Source organism: Anaeromassilibacillus sp. An250 (assembly GCF_002159845.1).
Taxonomy (GTDB): Bacteria; Bacillota; Clostridia; order Oscillospirales; family Acutalibacteraceae; genus Anaeromassilibacillus; species Anaeromassilibacillus stercoravium.
Map to the genome: position 1 here is coordinate 1 of NZ_NFJK01000066.1, position 858 is coordinate 858.

At 57.8% G+C, this 858-nt stretch carries 2 pseudogenes; both read right to left on the minus strand.

The window, feature by feature from the left end:
* Positions 1–439 (minus strand): annotated as a pseudogene (locus B5F54_RS17160) (ATP-binding protein); the annotation flags it as partial.
* Positions 436–858, minus strand: a pseudogene (locus B5F54_RS17165) (replication initiator protein A); the annotation flags it as partial. The pseudogenes B5F54_RS17160 and B5F54_RS17165, both read right to left, overlap by 4 nt.

Sequence of the window (858 nt, forward strand, 5' to 3'; positions counted from 1 at the left end):
TACAGCCCGCAAGGTAGCTTTTCCCGGTTCCCACGCCGCCCCAGAACAGGCAGCCGATATTGTCGGCTCGCATATCCGCCCAATGCTCCACATACCGGCGGGCAATCCCGGCCTGCGGGTTCCTGCCGTTGTCGTTCTCAAAAGTCCAGTCCCGCATGGTGGGGTCGGTAAAGCCCCGGCGTTTCAGTTCTTCCACGGTGTCAAGGTGCCTGCGCCGCTTCTCGGCGGCCTCCCGTTCCTCGCGGGCGGTTCTCTGGCAGTCGCACTCTGCCGGGTGACGGTCACGGCCAAAGATAGCGGCCTTATCCGGCGCAAAATAGGCTTCTTTCGGCTTGCGGCACTTGCCGCAGTACAGTAAACCGTCCTCGCCGGTGTAGTCCTCCGGCTCCGGGGCGGTGGTCGTCATATTCTCCAAAACAGCGTTGATTTCGTTCTTCATAAACTCTCGCCCTCCTTGCATGAGTAGTCTGGTATGCCCTTTTTCGGGGCTTTCTTTTTGTCGTTCCCCGCCCATATCCGCAGGGCGGCGGCATAGTTCTGGTAGCTTTTCCCGTTGGCGGCAAGGTAGCGGCTCATTTCCTCGATGAACCGTTCCAGCCTGTCGGGGTACTCTGCCTGCAACTCGTCGTATTCGGTCTGCGACAGAAAAATATTCTGGTATCGGCCATAGGGCGCGGGCGGCTCCCCACTCACTCCCTTTGTTTGGCTCTCTGTAAGGTTGTTTATAGTAGTTTGGTTAGGGGACGGTTTTCCGACCATCATAAGGTCGGTTTTCTGACCATCAGTAGGACGGTTTTCCGGCTCTATGAGGGTCGGATTTCCGGCCATCAGTTGGTCGGAAAACTGTACCTGTGGCAC